The sequence below is a fragment of the Arthrobacter sp. TB 26 genome, from assembly GCF_000427315.1.
Lineage (GTDB): Bacteria > Actinomycetota > Actinomycetes > Actinomycetales > Micrococcaceae > Arthrobacter.
In genome coordinates this window covers 2,978-18,449 of record NZ_AUPJ01000347.1, presented here as the reverse complement: position 1 = coordinate 18,449, position 15,472 = coordinate 2,978, and the positions used below count along the sequence as shown (strand labels likewise).

The following is a 15,472-nucleotide window of genomic DNA, read 5'->3' as shown; positions in this document are numbered from 1 at the left end:
CACCGAGCCACTGCAGGTAGTCCAGCTTCTCGATCAGGCCGTGGAAGTCGCCGGAGCCGTCACCGTTCCCGTCGGCGAACCCGCGGACCAGCACTTCGTAGAAGACCGCCTTGCGGTACCAGTGCGGATCATGTTGGAGGCCGGGCGCGTTCAGTTCAAAGGAGCCCTTAGGGCTGAAGTGCTGGTTGGGGTTGGTCGGGCTGAAACTCACGCGTGCTGCCTCCGGATGCTAAGAATGTGCGCGGGTTCGACATGGGCGTCCAACCGAACATAGTTGTACTCCCCCCATTCCCAGCTTTCGCCGGTCAACAGATCATCCACCATGAACCGGCCGTTGTGCGTGAGGTCGTCGGGGTGCAGCTCCAGCGCCGCCAGATCCAGCGTGACCGTGCTCTCACGGATGCCGTGAGGATCCACGTTGACGACGACGATCAGGGTGTCCTTCGAGCCGTCGGGGAGGGTCTTGTGCTTCGAGTAGACGACAGTGGCGTTGTCCGTGCTCTGGTGCACCGTCAGGTTCTGCAGGTCCCCGAGGGCCGGGTGGGCACGCCGGATCTCGTTGAGCCGGCTCAGGTACGGGGCCAGCGTCCTGCCGGAGCCGGCCGCCGTGTCCCAGTCACGGGCCTTGTACTCGAACTTCTCATTGTCGATGTACTCCTCGGCGCCGGGCCGGGCCACGTGCTCGTAGAGTTCGAAGCCGGCATAGACACCCCAGATGGGACTCGCGGTGGCAGCCAGCGCGGCCCGGATCTTGAACGCGGGCGGGCCGCCGTACTGCAGGAATTCGGTCAGGATGTCCGGGGTGTTGACGAAGAAGTTCGGCCGGAAGTAGGCCGGGGATTCGTGGCTCACTTCCTGGAAGTACTCTTCCAGCTCCTCCTTGGTGTTCCGCCAGGTGAAGTAGGTGTAGGACTGCTGGAAGCCGGCCCGGCCCAGCGCGTGCATCATGGCCGGGCGGGTGAAGGCCTCGGCGAGGAAAACGACGTCGGGGTGTTTCTTGTTGACCTTGGCGATCAGCCACTCCCAGAACCACACCGGCTTGGTGTGCGGGTTGTCGACGCGGAAGATCTTGACGCCGTGGCTCACCCAAAGGAACACAATGCGCAGGATCTCGTTGGACAGGCCCGCCGGATCGTTGTCGAAGTTCAGCGGGAAGATGTCCTGGTACTTCTTCGGCGGGTTCTCGGCGTAGGCGATGCTGCCGTCGACGCGAGTGGTGAACCACTCCGGGTGGCTTTCGACCCAGGGGTGGTCCGGGGCGGCCTGCAGCGCAAGGTCCAGTGCCACTTCCAGACCCAGTTCCCCGGCCCGCGCCACGAAGGCATCAAAGTCCTCAAAGGTTCCCAGGTCCGGGTGGATGGCGTCGTGGCCTCCTTCCTTGGCCCCGATGGCCCAGGGGGAGCCGGGATCGTGCGGTCCGGCCAGCAGGGTGTTGTTCGGGCCCTTGCGGTGCTGGATGCCGATCGGGTGGATCGGCGGCATGTAGATGATGTCGAAGCCCATGGCCGCGACGGCGTCGAGGCGCTTCGCGGCGGTGCGGAAGGTGCCGGAGGTCCACCCGCCGGTTTCGTGGTTCCGGACGGCGCCCTCGGACCGGGGGAAGAACTCGTACCAGGCGCCCCGGCCGGCGAGCTCGCGCTCCACCAGCAGCGGGTACTGCTCGGAGACGGTGACCTGTTCGCGTATCGGCTGGCGTTCGATGACGGCGGCGACCTCCGGGCTGAAACCGGCGGCGAGCCGTTCCTCCGCGGTCTTGGACGTGTCATTGAGCCCGACGACGGCCATCCGGAAAGTCCGGCGGTCAGCGGACGGTCGGGAAGAGTCCTCGGACGCTTCGGCGAGCAGCGCGGCGCCCTCGGCCAGCATCAGCTCGACGTCGATTCCGGCTTCCACCTTGACCTCGGCGTTGTGGTGCCACGTGCCGTAGCGGTCATGCCAGGCCTCGATCACGAAGGACCAGGTGCCGGTGGCGGGCGGGGTCAGGAGGCCCTCCCAGCGGTCGGTTCCCTGGCCGCGCGGGCCGCGGGGCCGGGCGAGACGGACGCGCTGGCGTTCCTTCCCGCGGGGGTCGAGCAGGACGGCGCTGACGCCGAGCTGGTCGTGACCTTCGCGGAAGGCGGTGGCACCCACCACCAGGGTTTCTCCCACAACGGCCTTGGCAGGGAATTTCCCGCCTTCCACCACAGGCTGTACGGCGGTGATTGGAAAACGGCCAAAGCGAAGGCCCTCCGTGATCAGGGCCTTCGGCTTTTGCTTGGACACGGCACTGGTTCGCGAGTTAGTCGTCACAGCCTCGACGTTATCGACAAATCGGCCAGATTGCTAAGGCTGCTCACTTTTTTCGGGGCATTTTCGGGAACCCTGACCGTCATTTATGCAAAAGAAACTTAAACCGGTTCCGAGCCTCCGACTTGTCAGTTAGTGTTTCGCAGGTGAAGGCAATCCGCAGATTTACCGTCCGAACCGTTCTTCCTGAGCCGATCCGGCCGCTGGCCCGGCTGGCCACCAACCTTCGGTGGTCCTGGCACCGCCCCACGCGCGCGCTTTTTGAGGGCCTGAACCCGAAGATCTGGGCCGAGAGCGGCCACGATCCCGTGACCTTCCTCGGCCTCGTCAGCAGGGAGGAACTGCAGCGTCTCGCCGCCGACCAGGACGTGGTGCAGCGTGTCCACGCGGCCGCCGCGGACCTCGACCGGTACCTCGAGGAGCCCCGCTGGTACCAGAGCCTCGGCGACGGCGCACCGGCGTGCATCGCCTACTTCTCCCCGGAATTCGGTATCACCGAAGTGCTGCCGCAGTACTCCGGCGGCCTCGGCATCCTCGCCGGCGACCACCTGAAGGCGGCCTCGGACCTCGGGGTGCCGCTGATCGGCGTCGGACTGCTGTACCAGGCCGGCTATTTCAAGCAGTCCCTCTCCCGGGACGCCTGGCAGCAGGAAACCTATCCTGTCCTGGACCCGGACGGCCTGCCCTTGACACTGCTGCGCGAGGCCTCCCCTGACGGCACCGGCAAGCCCATCCAGATCTCGTTGCCGCTCCCCAACGGCCGCCGGCTGCTGGCGCACGTCTGGCGCGCCGACGTCGGGCGTGTTCCGCTCCTGCTGCTGGACTCCAACGTCCCGGGCAATGACGAGGCCGCCCGCGGCATCACGGACCGCCTCTACGGCGGCGGAGGTGACCACCGCCTCCAGCAGGAGCTCCTGCTGGGCATGGGCGGGGTCAAGGCCCTGCGCGCCTACCAGAAGCTCTCCGGCAGCCCCGCGCCGGAAGTGTTCCACACCAACGAGGGCCATGCCGGGTTCCTGGGAGTGGAGCGGATCCAGGAAATGATGTCCGCTGCGGATCCGCTGAGCTGGGACGAGGCGCTGGCTGCCGGCCGCGCTTCAACCGTGTTCACGACCCATACCCCGGTGCCGGCCGGCATTGACCGCTTCGAGATCTCGCAGATCCAGCACTTCTTCGACGCCGGGCTGGCTCCCGACGTGCCGGTGGGCAAAATCCTGAACCTCGGCCGCGAGGACTACACCGACGGCAATCCGTTCGTCTTCAACATGGCCGTGATGGGCCTGCGGCTGGCCCAGCGCGCCAACGGCGTGGCCAAGCTGCACGGCGTGGTCTCCCGCGGCATGTTCTCCGCGTTGTGGCCGGGATTCGACCACTCCGAGGTGCCCATCACCTCGGTCACCAACGGCGTGCACGTGCCCACCTGGGTGGACCCGCGGGTGTCCGCACTGGCGCGCGAGCAGTTCGGCTCCGACGCGGAAACGCAGGGCCGCTGGGACCTCGCCTACAACGTCAGTGACGAGGACGTCTGGGCCCTCCGCCGCGAGATGCGGGTGTCCCTCGTGGAGGACGTGCGGCGCCGCCTCCGGGCAGCCTGGAAGAAGCGCGGGGCGGCCGACGCCGAGCTCGCCTGGACGGACTCCGTCCTGGACCCGGACATCCTGACAATCGGTTTCGCCCGCCGCGTGCCGACCTACAAGCGGCTCACCCTGATGCTGCGCGAGCCCGAGCGGCTCAAGGCCCTGTTGCTGCACAAGACGCACCCGATCCAGCTGGTCATCGCAGGCAAGTCGCACCCGGCCGACGACGCGGGCAAGAAGATGATCCAGGACCTCGTCCGGTTCACCGATGACCCCGCGGTGCGGCACCGGATCGTGTTCCTGCCGAACTACGACATCGCCATGGCCCGGACCCTGTTTCCGGGGTGCGACGTCTGGCTGAACAACCCGCTGCGTCCGCTCGAGGCGTGCGGCACCTCCGGCATGAAGGCCGCACTGAACGGCTCGCTCAACCTCTCGGTCCTGGACGGCTGGTGGGACGAGATGTACGACGGCGAAAACGGCTGGGCGATTCCGACCGCCAACAACGATGCGTCCCCCGAGGAACGCGACGACATCGAGGCGGCGGCGTTGTACGAGTTGCTGGAGACGCAGGTGGCCCCCCGTTTCTACGGGCTGACAGTGTCCGACGGCGCCGGCGCGGCGGGGCCTTCGACGTCCGGTCCGCAGGCTGTCCCCACGCACTGGGTCTCGATGATCAAGCACACCATGTCGCATCTGGGCCCGGCCGTCTCCGCGGACCGGATGCTCAAGGACTACGTCAACGTCCTGTACCGTCCTGCCGCCGTCGCCGGCCGCCGGGCCGGCGCGGACAACTATGCCGAGGCCAAGTCCCTCGCGGCCTGGGTTTCCCGGGTCCGGGCCGCCTGGCCGCAGATCCAGGTGGAGCACGTGGACTCGGTGGGCGTCTCGGAGGACCCGCAGATCGGCGACATCCTCCAGGTCAACGCCTACGTCTCCCTGCACGACCTCACCCCGGATGATGTTTCGGTGGAGGTCGCCTACGGCAAGGCCGAGGACAGCGACGAACTGGCCGACGTGACGGTGGCGGAGCTGAAGGCCGTTGAAGACCTCGGCAAGGGCCGGCACCTTTTCAGCGGCACCCTGGTCATCGACCGGTCCGGTTCCTTCGGCTACACCGTCCGGGTGCTCCCGAAGCACGCGGCGCTGGCGTCCAAGGCCGAACTTGGCCTGATCGTCAACGCCTGACACCTGACACCTGCCCGCTGCTCGAACGACGAACAGCGCCGCACCCCGAATACCGGGTTGCGGCGCTGTCGTCTATTGCGGGCCTACAGGCAGACGGCGATGACTGCCAGGTTCTTGCCGGCGTAGCGTTCGGCGTCCTGCAGGATTTCGCAGATGATGCCGAAGGAACGGTCCGAGCGGAAGACGGCCGGGACCTCCCAGATGAAGGTGATCGGGCTCTGGCCGTCGTCGGAAACGGCATCGGCGAAGTCGTGCAGGGAGTCGTTGAGCGCGTCGAGGTTCACTCCGTAGTCTGCCGGGAAGTCCAGCGTCTCCGCGAACGTCTCAAGCACGGTCCGTTTGGTATCGGCGGCGGGAATCAACACCGCGCGCCGTCCGGCGTCGGCCACCAGCGCCTGCAGTTCCTCGACGGTCCAGGTGTCTGCGGAGTAAATCTTCATGGGTCCCTTACTTGCTTTCAATAATGAATGTGAACGAGTTGTAATGGTCCGGCGTGTAGTACTTTTCGCCTGCTTCTCCGGCCACGATCCGGCGGGCACCGCGGTCGGATTCCCCAGGGGTCCTGACCGTATATTCCTTGTAGTAGCCGGAGGCTTTCCGGGGAAGAATACGTTCGAAATTGCCGAACGTGACGTCATCCCGGGCATACGGATAGGGGCCGCCCCTGGCAATGAGCGCCAGGGTCTGGCGGGCTTCGGGGGGAAGTTCGGAGGCCTTCACTTCCGGCAGCCCCGACAGGTTGGCGATCGCCGGCGGAGCCGCCGGGGCGGGAGCAAGGGACTGCGCTGGGCCTGACTGGATGGGGCTGGACTGGATGGGGCCGGACGGGACAGCGCCGGTCTGCGGGATCCCTGCCAGGATGAACGCCAGTACCGCCAGTCCGACCAGCAGGGCAAGCAGGGCCGTCAGCCGCTGGACCTTCATTTTTCGTTCCTTATGCCTGAATCGGGGCCGGGCTACGTGCGGTAGATGTTGATGGAATTGGCCTGCACGACGTCCCGCTCGCCCGAAGCGACCCGGACGCCCTGGCGCCGGTCGTGGAGCTCGGAGGTGGTCAGGCGCAGTTCGAAGAGCCGGTTGCCGGTTCCGTCCTCATTGCTGAGCAGCGGCAGCGTGACCTTGACGTCCCTGGAGCCGCCGTTGACCACCACCAGTCCGTCGACGTGGCCGTCGTCGGAACCGAGCAGGAGCTGCACCACCCGGTGCCCCGGATCCTGCCAGCGCTCCCCGGCCATGGGCTCGCCGCGTTCGTCGAACCAGTGGAAGTAGGACTGCTTTTCGCGCGTTGGGTAGTCGTGCGGCTGCCCGGCGAGGAATTCCTTGCGGAGCCGGATCACGCGCTTGGTGGTGCGCAGCATCGAGTGTGCCTCGGGAGTGCTGGTCCAGTCGATCCAGGTGATGGGATTGTCCTGGCAGTAAGCGTTGTTGTTGCCCTGCTGGGTGCGGCCGATCTCGTCGCCGGCGGTGATCATGGGTACGCCCTGGGAGATCATCAGCGAAGCCATCAGGTTGCGGCTTGCCTGCGCCCGCCGGGCGAGGATGTCCTCGTCCTCGGTGGGGCCCTCGAAGCCGTGGTTGTAGCTGCGGTTGTCGCCGTGTCCGTCACGGTTCTGTTCGCCGTTGGCCTCGTTGTGCTTGCGGTCGTAGGACACGAGGTCGGCCAGGGTGAAGCCGTCGTGGGCGGTGACGAGGTTAACGGAGGCGAGGCGGGACCGGCCGGACGGCTCAAACAGGTTCGCGGAGCCGGAGAGGGCGTCCGCGAGGCGGGCCACGGAGCCGCCCTGCCCGCCGGCGTCGATCGCGGCGCGGTCGGCGAGCCAGAAGCTGCGGACGGCGTCACGGAAGTGATCGTTCCAGTCGACCCAGCCGGCCGGGAAGCGGCCGGTCTGCCAGCCTCCATAGCCGATGTCCCAGGGCTCGGCGATGAGCTTTGTGGCGGACAGCACGGGGTCCGCGCCGATCGCAACCAGGAACGGGTGCCGGGGATCGAACTCGTTGGCGGCGTTGCGCGCCAGCGTCACCGCGAGGTCGAAACGGAAGCCGTCGATGTGGAACTCGGTCACCCAGTAGCGCAGGGAATCCAGCACCAGCTGGACCACGCGGGGCTCGCCGAAGTTCAGGCTGTTGCCGCAGCCGGTGGTGTCCACGTACTTGCCGTGGCCGTCATTGCGGTAGTACGTCATCTCGCCCAGGCCACGGAAACTGAGGGTCCGGCCGTCCCGGCCGCCCTCCGCAGTGTGGTTGTAGACGACGTCGAGGATGACCTCCAGTCCGGCCGCATGCAGCAGCTTGACCATGCCCTTGAACTCGTCCTGGACGGCCTTCGGGCCGGCGGCCTGCGCCGCTTCGGTGGCGTAGCCGGCGTGCGGGGCGAAGAACGCGGCCGTGTTGTAGCCCCAGTAGTTCGTCATGCCGAGATTCTGCAGGTGCGGTTCGTCCACGTGGAAGTGCACCGGGAGGAGCTGGACGGCGGTGATCCCCAGCGCGATCAGGTGCTCGATCATGGCCGGGTGCGCCAGGCCCGCGTAGGTGCCCTGAAGGTCTTCGGGAATGTCGGGGTGCAGTTTGGTCTGGCCCCGGACGTGCGCCTCGTAGATGATGGTGTTGCGCCAGGGAATCCTGGGGCCGCGGTCTGTGCCCCAATCGAAGCCGCTCTCCACCCGGACACTTGTGATGAAATCCTCGCGCTCATCCACGGCCCGGCCGTAGGGGTCCAGCAGCAGCGGCTGCTCGCCGCCGGCGTCGAAATCCGTAGCGGGCATGGACAGCGGGAGCGCCTCGTGGTCCGGGGTGGCGTGGAATCCGTACCGCGAACCGGCCGGCATGCCTTCGACGATGCCGTGGTGGACGCCGTCGGTCACGTTCGGCAGGGTTTTCAACTGCCAGGCGCCGCCGGGCGCCTGGTAAGCGATCTCCAGGGTTGCCACGCCGGGCGCGTAGACAGCCACATTCGCGAAGGCACCCCGAGGATCGTCCGTTGCCGGCGATCCGGTGCACGGAACGCTGATTCCCAGCGGAAACGCACGCGAGGCGTCTACGGTGGAAGCTGTGTCTACAGAGGGCATAACCATTGCTTAAAGTTTAGCGGGGCCGTACAAATAACCCCGGTTCCTGGTTTCCTGACGAAGTGCAGTGTACGGAATAGCGGCGTTGCATACTGGAACAAGGGCCGAAATTGGAGGTAATAGTGCGGATTGCACTCGCTCAAGTCATTACCGGACGCGACGTTGCCGGAAATCTTGCCCTCGTGGCGGACTATGCCGCCCGGGCCAAGGCCGGCGGCGCAGAGCTCGTGGTGTTCCCCGAGGCCACGATGCGCGCCTTCGGCAATTCGCTGCTGGACATCGCCGAGCCGCTCGACGGCCCGTGGGCATCGCGGGTGCGCGCCATCGCGGCGGAACAGGACATCGTGATCGTCGCCGGGATGTTCACCCCGGGGACAGCGGACGACGGCAGCAAGGTGCGCAACACCCTCCTGGTCACCGGCGGCGGCATCGAAGCCAGCTACGACAAGATCCATCTCTTCGACGCCTTCGGTTTCGCGGAATCGGATACCGTCGACGCCGGCGCCGAGCCCGTCACCTTTGAGTTCGACGGCGTGACGTTCGGTCTGGCCACCTGCTACGACATCCGTTTCCCGGATCTGTTCACCGAGAACGCGGACCGCGGAGCCGACATCAACATTGTCTGCGCTTCCTGGGGATCCGGTCCTGGCAAAGCCGAGCAATGGAAGCTCCTGGCCCGGGCCCGGGCCCTCGATTCCACCACCTTCATCCTCGCCTGCGGCCAGGGCGACCCGGCCAGCCAGGGAATCGAGCCCAAAGGCGCGGCGCCCACCGGCGTCGGGCACTCGGTCGTTGTCTCCCCCCTCGGAGAAGTCCTCGAAGAGCTCGACGCCTCCCCCGGCCTGCTCTTCGCCGACCTGGACCCCGCCGTCGTCAAGGAAGCCCGGGCCAAACTTCCGGTCCTCGCCAACCGCCACAAGTTCTAGGCTGGCCGCCGCTTCGTTCTTGATCACCTTCGCCGTGGTCACCTTCCGTGGTCCCCTCCGCGGACACCGGCGCCTTGCCGTCGCTTAGACACCTCCCGACGCTTCCTCCGGCCGCGGGCGGCCTGCGGAAGCTCTGGTCGGCGATGCGCTCCTTGCAAGACCCCGGCACCCGCTCGATCTCAGCTCACCTCGCGTCGAGGTACTTCTGAGAAAAAAACGCTTCCTCACCTTTCGCCGTTTAACGGGAAACGCTCCCTCACGAGATGTGAGGGAGCGTTTCCGTAATTTTCACCGTAGGTGGGAGAGCGTCTTTGCCGTCTCCCGCCAAAGGTGAGGGAGCGTCGGAGCCGGGACCGGAGTTTTGCAAGGAGCGCATCGCCGACCAGAGCGGAGTGAGGCCGCCCGCGGCCGAGCGGAGCGTCGGGAGGAAGGGAAGCCCCGAGGGCCCCGAACTGAGCTTGCGAAGTTTGGGAAGGGGCTGACCGCTAAGCGACGGCAAAGCTCCCGTTCCGGCGGAACCCAACCACAACTCCGGTCACGGCGGACCCAACCGCAGAAACCCGCGAAAGTTACTTGACTGCCCGCTGGCGGGAAATCTCGTAGAGGGAGATGCCGACCGCCATGGAGGCGTTGAGCGACTCCATCGCTGAGTCGATCGGGATGGAGACGATCTGGTCGCAGTTTTCGCCGACCAGGCGGCTGAGGCCCTTGCCCTCGGAACCCACGACAATGCAGACCGGCTCGGTGGCCAGGGCGAGGTCGGGCAGCGAGACGTCGCCGTCGCCGTCGAGCCCCAGAACATAGATGCCCATGTTCTTGAACGCCTTCAGCGTGTTGTTCAGGTTGGCCGCGCGTGCCACGGGGACGCGGACGGCCGCACCGGCGCTGGTCTTCCAGGCCGAGGCGGTGACGCCGACGGAACGCCGCTCGGGAACGATGACGCCGTGGCCGCTGAACGCCGAGACCGAGCGGATGATCGCACCGAGGTTGCGCGGGTCGGTGATGCCGTCGAGCGCGACGAAGAGGGGTGCGTTGGAGACGTGGCCGCGCTTCCAGCTTTCAAGGGTTTCCTCGGCAAGCTCGTAGGCGTCCTGGTATTCGTAGGGCGGGATCTGCAGCACGAGGCCCTGGTGGATGGCGTCGTCGGTCATCCGGTCCAGCTCAGGCTTGCCGGTTTCGAGCAGCGGGATGCCGCGCTCGGCAGCCAGCTTGAGGGACTCCTTGACCCGGTCATCCATTTCGATGCGGATGGCCACGTGCAGGGCCTTGGCGGGGATGCCCGCGCGCAGCGCCTCCACGACCGAGTTGCGTCCGGTGACGACTTCCTCGGTGGCGCGGCCCTTGGGGCCGGAACGGGCGCCGGCGTTGCGCGGGGCTCCCGGGCGTTTGGCTGCGGAGCGTTCCGCGAGCTGCTTGTTCTTGTGGGCCTTGTGGTAGGGACGGTCCTCCGCCTTGGGAGTGGGGCCCTTGCCCTCGAGAGCCTTGCGGCCGTGGCCGCCAGTTCCGACAGTGGGGCCCTTCTTCATTTTGACCGACCGGCGACCGTTGTTGGCCATAAGTTTCACCCTTTTAAATACGCGATTCGTTAATAAGTCTGAACTCCAGTCTACTGACTCGAGTTAAATCCTCGACCGCAGGGCTTGGCGGGGTCCCGGCTCAGCGCCAGGACCGGTGTCGACTCAGCCGCGCTTGAGGCTCCAGCTTGCGCCGTCCGGGCCGTCCTCGACGACGACGCCGGCGGCGGCGAGCGTATCGCGGATGGCGTCTGACGCGGCCCAGTCCTTGCTGGCGCGGGCCTGTGCCCTGGCCGCGAGCTGCGCTTCAACGAGGACGCCGAGAGCGGTATTGCCCTGTTCGTCCACCGCCGGCGCCGCGGCGTCGTTGAGACCAAGGACACGCAGCATGTCGGTCACGCTGGCGAGTGCCTGCCGGGCGGCGTCGAGCTCCCCGGCGGTGAGGGCAGTGTTGCCGGCACGGACGGTGTCGTGCAGGACGGCGAGGGCCTGCGGGACGTTGAGGTCATCGTCCATCGCGGCCGCGAAGGCGTCGGGGACGATGCCGTAGCTGGCAAGGCCATAGCTTGCCGGGGTGCCGCCGTCGGCGCCGCCAAGGGTCCGGACGGCGCGGCTGATGAAGCCGTCGATGCGTTCCATGGCTGCTGCAGCTTCCTGCAGGGACGTCGGCTGGTAGTCGAGTACCGAGCGGTACTGCGCCTGGCCGAGGTAGTACCGGACCACGCGCGGCGACGCGAGCTCCAGCATTTCGGCGGGACTGACAGTGTTGCCGATGGACTTGGACATCTTCTCGCCGGCGTAGGTGACCATGCCGTTGTGCATCCAGAAATTGGCGAAGCCATGCCCGGCAGCCTGGGACTGGGCCATCTCGTTTTCGTGGTGCGGGAACCTCAGGTCCAGCCCGCCGCCGTGGATGTCGAACTCGGAGCCGAGGTACTTGGTGACCATCGCGGAGCATTCCAGGTGCCAGCCCGGCCGGCCGGTGCCCCACGGCGAAGCCCAGCCCGCCGTCGTCGGCTCGCCCTCTTTGTGGCCTTTCCAGAGCGCGAAGTCCCGGGGGTCCTTTTTCCCGCGCGGGTCCGCGTCCGGGGCGCCCTGCATGTCATCGAGCTTCTGCCGGGTCAGTGAGCCGTACTTTGCCCAGGAGCGCACGTCGAAGTACACATCGCCGGAATCATCCAGGGCGGGGTACGCGTGGCCGCGGTCGATGAGCTGCTGGATCAGGGCGTGCATTTCCGGGATGTGGCCGGTGGCGCGGGGCTCATAGGTCGGGCGGGAGACGCCCAGGGTGTCATAGGCCTTGAGGAATTCCTGCTCGTAGCGGTAGGCCAGCGCCCACCATTCCTCCTCGCGGACAGTGCCCGGCTCGTCCTCGAAGTCAGGGGCGAACGAATCAGCCGACTTCGCGAGGATCTTGTCGTCGATGTCGGTGACGTTGCGGACCGCGGTGACGCGGAATCCGCGGTACTGCAGCCACCGGGTGAGCTGGTCAAAGGCGATGGCGGAGCGGATGTGCCCGACGTGCGGCATGCCCTGCACCGTGGCGCCGCAGTAATAGAGGCTCACTTTGCCCGGAACCAGGGGGACGAAGTCACGGACTTCGGCGGATGCAGTGTCATAGAAGCGCAGGGTCACCGCTCCAGATTAGCCGATGGGGACCCTGGCCCCGGCGTGCGGACCACCCCGGCGGCCTACTTGCAGTATTCGCCGATCCTGTTGTTCTGTTCCGTGAGCTGCTTGGTCTGCTCGGCGCTTGTGGCCCCGAGTGAGGTGCCCGCCACCTGCTTCATGATGTCCGCCATCTTCCGGATCGGATCGGCCACCTCGGGCGCCACCTTGTCCGCCACCTCCTGGTAGTGCTTGGAGATCTGCTCAGCCTTTTGCTGCTGGTTGCCGGTGGGGACAAAGGTGTCCTTGTTGAGGAACGCGCAGCTCTCCGGGATGCTCATCTTCGGCGTCGCGGCGCAGCCGGTCAGCAGCAGTCCGGCCAGAAGAACGACGGCGGGCAGCAGCTTTTTCACGGGAGGTCTCCTGGTGTTGCGGGAAGGGATCGTCCGTTAAGCCTAGGCGACAGGTGCCGGAGGTGCCGAGCGGGAGGGGTAGACGAGGGCAGTCGCCGTGGCTGAAATCCCTTCGCCGCGGCCGGTGAAGCCGAGTCCGTCGCTTGTGGTCGCCGAGACGCTGACCGGGGCGCCTGCGGCGTCGCTAAGGACCCGCTGGGATTCCTCCCGCCGGGGGCCGAACTTGGGCCTGTTGGCAACGAACTGCACGGCGATGTTCCCGATTTCGAAGCCGGCGGCGCGGACGATCCGGGCAGCCTCTGCCAGCAGGGTCACGCCGGAGGCCCCGGCGTACTCCGGGCGGTCGGTGCCGAAGTGGGTGCCGAGGTCCCCGATGCCGCAGGCGGAGAACAGGGCGTCGGCGGCAGCATGGGCGACAGGGTCGCCGTCGGAGTGGCCGGACAGTCCGCGTTCCCCGTCCCAGAAAAGTCCACCGAGCCAGAGCGGCTGGGGTGCGTCCTCGGGGGCGTAGGCGTGGACGTCGATGCCGATTCCTGTCCGCGGGATGACGGGCAGCGGAGCGTTCTGGCTTCCGGACATGGTCAGCCTTCCACCCAGCGGGCGCCCAGCGGGCCTTCGAGGAGACCTTCGGCGATGATCAGGTCCAGTGGCGTGGTGATTTTCAACGATTGGCTGGCGCCGCGCACCGCGTAGACCGGGACGCCGAGGAGTTCCACCAGCATGGCGTCGTCGGTGACGGCCGCTGCCTGGCCGGCGTCGAAGGCAGCCGCCGCGTCGTGGGCGCGCCGGAGGGTGGCGAGCTCGAAGCCCTGGGGGGTCTGCACAGCCCGGAGGGTTTCCCGGGCCGCGGTTCCGGTGACGAGCTCCGGGGCGATCGCGGCGCCACCGCCGGTGGTCGGCTCCACCGTCTTGACCGTGTCCACCACGGGCATGACCGGGATGACGGCCAGTGCGCCGGCCGCGAGTGCCTGGGACACCCGGTGGAAGACCGATTCCGGCGTCAGGGCGCGTGCGGCGTCGTGGACCAGGACGGCTTCTGTGGCCGGCAGCAGCGCTGCCAGCGCGGCGCGGACAGACTCGGCGCGCGTGGCGCCGCCGTCGACGATCGTCACGACCGGGAGCTGCGCGCCGTCACCCGCGTGGCCGGCGCGCCGCCGCTCCGCTTTGAGGTCCTGGGTGAAGGCCTCACAGAGGGCGTGGAGTTCCGGATCGCCGGGCGGGATGGCGACGCAGATCTGCCGCGCGATGCCCGCGGCGGCGACGCCCCGCAGGGCGTGGGTGAGGATGCTGTCCCCGCCCAGCGGGACCTTGGCTTTCGGCATGCCGTAGCCCAGGCGCTGGCCCGAGCCGGCAGCCACGACGATGACCGCGGTGACAGGGGTTCTTGGTGCAGAGTCCATGCGCACAAGACTACGTCCCGCACCGTCCGTCGAGGTGACACTTAACGCCCATATTCTCGACAAACATGGGCGTTAAATGTCACCTCGACGGACCGTGCCGAGTGGCAGAGCCCCGTCGCGGGAGCCGCCCCCCGGGCGCGGCTGAAAAAGGGCAAAAAGAAACCCGGCAGCCGTTACGCTACCGGGGTTCGATTCTTGTCTGTTCGACTTGCTTAGGAAGCCAGGACCTCGTCGAGAACGCTTGCAGCCTTCTCTTCGTCGGTCTTTTCGGCTAGCGCCAGTTCTGAAATCAGAATCTGGCGTGCCTTGGCCAGCATGCGCTTCTCCCCTGCGGAGAGACCCCGATCGTGATCGCGGCGCCACAGGTCACGGACAACCTCTGCCACCTTGATGACGTCACCGGAAGCAAGCTTCTCCAGGTTTGCCTTGTATCGACGTGACCAGTTGGTGGGTTCTTCAGTGAACTCGGCCCGCAGCACTTCAAACACGTGCTCCAGACCTTCTTTGCCCACTACATCCCGGACCCCAACTAGGTCTACGTTTTCTGCTGGAACTTCAATGGTCAGATCACCCTGAGCCACCTTGAGCTTGAGATACATCTTCTCTTCGCCCTTGACAGTGCGCATCTTGATTTCTTCAATTTTGGCTGCACCGTGGTGAGGGTAAACTACTGTCTCGCCGACCTCAAAAACCATGTGGACATTCCCCTTTCCCGCAGACCAGTTTATCACGTTTAAGGCATACAACTGCCATGGATCGTACCCAAGAACCGCATGAATACGGGGAAAATGGCCTTAAACGGCCCCCGTAGACCCCTTGACGAAAGCGGATATTAGTGCATGGCCCCGCCTTTGCCAAGGGTCCGCGTCTTCCCCCGCGAGCAGACTGCCCGGCACCGAGTCGGCGGCATTGTGTAGCGCCCGAATCAATGTTTGGGACGGATTGCCGATAGGCTGTGGCTGAATAATGTTCCAAGACTCTCAAGGAGTGCGTGACGTGGGTTTCTCTGCGATGAACCGGGGCCAGCGCGGCAAGCTGGCAATGGCAACGGCTGCTCTGGGCATCGGCCTGCTGTCCGTAACTGGCTGTGGCTACATCAACCCGCAGTCGACCAACGCGCATTACGCTGCGTCGGATGGAACCCAGGCCAACGTTGGCCCGTTGCAGCTGCGGAACATGATGATCATTTCCGCCGGTGAGGACAAGCCCGGCCGCGTGATCGGCGCCGTCTACAACTCGTCCTCCGAGGACGTTAAGCTGACCATCCTTGGTGCCGGCGGTTCCCAGACCCAGGTCCCGGTCAAGCAGAACTCCTACACGCTGCTCAACGAGTCCACGGACGAGGCCATCCTGAGCACCACCGGCGGCGTCCCGGGCTCCCTCGTGGAGGTCAGCATCCGCGAGGACGGCACCAACCAGAGCACCAAGTTCAAGGTCCCGGTGCTGGACGCAACGATCCCCGACTACAAGCAGTACCTGCCGGCAGGCAGCGAGC

13 protein-coding genes and 1 pseudogene (1 of these 14 only partly in view) are annotated in these 15,472 nt (G+C 66.5%); 3 read left to right on the top strand and 11 right to left on the bottom strand.

Annotated elements, in window-relative coordinates:
* Positions 1 to 211, bottom strand: a pseudogene (locus tag K789_RS23115) (trehalose synthase); the annotation flags it as partial.
* Positions 208 to 2,289 (bottom strand): alpha-1,4-glucan--maltose-1-phosphate maltosyltransferase, encoded by a 2,082-nt coding sequence (locus K789_RS0113445; RefSeq protein WP_024367202.1) that lies wholly within the window; start codon positions 2,287 to 2,289, stop codon positions 208 to 210. The gene K789_RS0113445 and the pseudogene K789_RS23115, both read right to left, overlap by 4 nt.
* 143 nt (positions 2,290 to 2,432) lie before the next feature.
* On the opposite strand from K789_RS0113445, the gene glgP reads away from it, so the two are divergent.
* Positions 2,433 to 5,051 (top strand): alpha-glucan family phosphorylase, encoded by a 2,619-nt coding sequence (glgP, locus tag K789_RS0113440; protein WP_024367201.1) that lies wholly within the window; start codon positions 2,433 to 2,435, stop codon positions 5,049 to 5,051.
* Between the two features lie 83 nt (positions 5,052 to 5,134).
* On the opposite strand, the gene K789_RS0113435 is transcribed toward glgP, so the two are convergent.
* The 3 genes from K789_RS0113435 to glgX are packed head-to-tail and all read right to left on the bottom strand — an operon-like array spanning position 5,135 to position 8,122.
* The gene (locus K789_RS0113435; protein ID WP_024367200.1) at positions 5,135 to 5,491 is read right to left on the bottom strand and encodes a barstar family protein; all 357 of its coding nucleotides are present in this window, start codon (positions 5,489 to 5,491) and stop codon (positions 5,135 to 5,137) included.
* Positions 5,492 to 5,498: 7 nt separating this feature from the next.
* On the bottom strand, positions 5,499 to 5,975 hold the full coding sequence (locus K789_RS0113430) for a ribonuclease domain-containing protein (RefSeq protein WP_024367199.1): 477 nt from the start codon (positions 5,973 to 5,975) through the stop codon (positions 5,499 to 5,501).
* A gap of 32 nt (positions 5,976 to 6,007) precedes the next feature.
* Positions 6,008 to 8,122 (bottom strand): glycogen debranching protein GlgX, encoded by a 2,115-nt coding sequence (gene glgX, locus K789_RS0113425; RefSeq protein WP_024367198.1) that lies wholly within the window; start codon positions 8,120 to 8,122, stop codon positions 6,008 to 6,010.
* A 116-nt stretch (positions 8,123 to 8,238) separates the two neighbouring features.
* On the opposite strand from glgX, the gene K789_RS0113420 reads away from it, so the two are divergent.
* Positions 8,239 to 9,042 (top strand): carbon-nitrogen hydrolase family protein, encoded by an 804-nt coding sequence (locus K789_RS0113420; protein ID WP_024367197.1) that lies wholly within the window; start codon positions 8,239 to 8,241, stop codon positions 9,040 to 9,042.
* Positions 9,043 to 9,611: 569 nt separating this feature from the next.
* Here K789_RS0113420 and rlmB read toward each other — a convergent pair.
* From rlmB to K789_RS0113390, 6 genes are all read right to left on the bottom strand, one after another.
* A complete protein-coding gene (gene rlmB, locus K789_RS0113415; RefSeq protein ID WP_024367196.1) occupies positions 9,612 to 10,598 on the bottom strand; it encodes a 23S rRNA (guanosine(2251)-2'-O)-methyltransferase RlmB in 987 nt (328 codons plus the stop codon).
* A 123-nt stretch (positions 10,599 to 10,721) separates the two neighbouring features.
* Positions 10,722 to 12,191, bottom strand: coding sequence for a cysteine--tRNA ligase (gene cysS / locus K789_RS0113410; protein ID WP_024367195.1), 1,470 nt, complete (start codon positions 12,189 to 12,191; stop codon positions 10,722 to 10,724).
* Positions 12,192 to 12,247: 56 nt separating this feature from the next.
* Positions 12,248 to 12,577 carry a hypothetical protein gene (locus K789_RS0113405; RefSeq protein WP_024367194.1) on the bottom strand — a complete coding sequence of 110 codons (330 nt, stop codon included), beginning with the start codon at positions 12,575 to 12,577 and terminating at the stop codon, positions 12,248 to 12,250.
* A gap of 42 nt (positions 12,578 to 12,619) precedes the next feature.
* On the bottom strand, positions 12,620 to 13,156 hold the full coding sequence (ispF, locus tag K789_RS0113400) for a 2-C-methyl-D-erythritol 2,4-cyclodiphosphate synthase (protein WP_024367193.1): 537 nt from the start codon (positions 13,154 to 13,156) through the stop codon (positions 12,620 to 12,622).
* A 2-nt stretch (positions 13,157 to 13,158) separates the two neighbouring features.
* Positions 13,159 to 13,977: a 2-C-methyl-D-erythritol 4-phosphate cytidylyltransferase gene (gene ispD / locus K789_RS0113395; RefSeq protein ID WP_024367192.1), complete on the bottom strand. Its 819-nt coding sequence runs from the start codon at positions 13,975 to 13,977 to the stop codon at positions 13,159 to 13,161.
* A gap of 212 nt (positions 13,978 to 14,189) precedes the next feature.
* Positions 14,190 to 14,672, bottom strand: coding sequence for a CarD family transcriptional regulator (locus K789_RS0113390; RefSeq protein WP_024367191.1), 483 nt, complete (start codon positions 14,670 to 14,672; stop codon positions 14,190 to 14,192).
* Positions 14,673 to 14,973: 301 nt separating this feature from the next.
* On the opposite strand from K789_RS0113390, the gene K789_RS23110 reads away from it, so the two are divergent.
* Positions 14,974 to 15,472, top strand: the 5' portion of a protein-coding gene (locus K789_RS23110) for a hypothetical protein (protein WP_416352805.1). The gene runs 176 nt beyond the window's last position; 499 of the gene's 675 nt are visible here — the first part of the coding sequence; it begins with the start codon at positions 14,974 to 14,976; its stop codon lies off the right edge, out of view.

What these genes read in the sequence shown, in the direction of transcription:
- K789_RS0113390 (WP_024367191.1), bottom strand. Translation starts at nt 14,672, where the DNA reads ATGGTTTTTGAGGTCGGCGAGACAGTAGTTTACCCTCACCACGGTGCA.
- rlmB (WP_024367196.1), bottom strand. Translation starts at nt 10,598, where the DNA reads ATGGCCAACAACGGTCGCCGGTCGGTCAAAATGAAGAAGGGCCCCACT.
- K789_RS0113435 (WP_024367200.1), bottom strand. Translation starts at nt 5,491, where the DNA reads ATGAAGATTTACTCCGCAGACACCTGGACCGTCGAGGAACTGCAGGCG.
- glgX (WP_024367198.1), bottom strand. Translation starts at nt 8,122, where the DNA reads ATGGTTATGCCCTCTGTAGACACAGCTTCCACCGTAGACGCCTCGCGT.
- ispD (WP_024367192.1), bottom strand. Translation starts at nt 13,977, where the DNA reads ATGGACTCTGCACCAAGAACCCCTGTCACCGCGGTCATCGTCGTGGCT.
- ispF (WP_024367193.1), bottom strand. Translation starts at nt 13,156, where the DNA reads ATGTCCGGAAGCCAGAACGCTCCGCTGCCCGTCATCCCGCGGACAGGA.
- K789_RS0113430 (WP_024367199.1), bottom strand. Translation starts at nt 5,975, where the DNA reads ATGAAGGTCCAGCGGCTGACGGCCCTGCTTGCCCTGCTGGTCGGACTG.